Consider the following 554-nt stretch of genomic DNA (forward strand, 5'->3'; position numbering starts at 1 on the left):
GTGGCAGGGCGGGCTGCGGGGCGAGAGGGGTCCGCAACGTGCGCGAAACATCGCTGTGGTGGGATGCTGCACAGGTGCCCGACCGCCTTCCGCGGCGCGCGGACGCGGGCGGTCCGACCGGCAAGGATGGGAAGCGGAAGATGGACAAGCAGCAGGAGTTCGTGCTCCGGACGTTGGAGGAGCGCGACATCCGGTTCGTACGCCTGTGGTTCACCGACGTGCTCGGCTTCCTCAAGTCCGTGGCCGTGGCCCCCGCCGAGCTGGAGCAGGCCTTCGACGAGGGCATCGGCTTCGACGGGTCCGCCATCGAGGGCTTCGCCCGGGTCTACGAGTCCGACATGATCGCCAAGCCCGACCCGTCCACGTTCCAGATCCTGCCCTGGCGCGCCGAGGCCCCCGGTACGGCCCGCATGTTCTGCGACATCCTCATGCCGGACGGCTCCCCGTCCTTCGCGGACCCGAGGTACGTGCTGAAGCGGGCCCTCGCCCGCGCCTCCGACCTCGGCTTCACCTTCTACACCCACCCCGAGATCGAGTTCTTCCTGCTCAAGGAC

At 69.1% G+C, this 554-nt stretch carries 1 protein-coding gene; it reads left to right on the forward strand.

Annotated elements, in window-relative coordinates; genetic code table 11:
- Window positions 1-140: 140 nt before the first annotated feature.
- A partial coding sequence (locus C1I97_RS38610) for a glutamine synthetase beta-grasp domain-containing protein (protein WP_181447131.1) occupies window positions 141-554 on the forward strand: 414 nt, incomplete at its 3' end.

The organism is Streptomyces sp. NTH33 (assembly GCF_003236365.1).
Classification (GTDB): Bacteria; Actinomycetota; Actinomycetes; order Streptomycetales; family Streptomycetaceae; genus Streptomyces.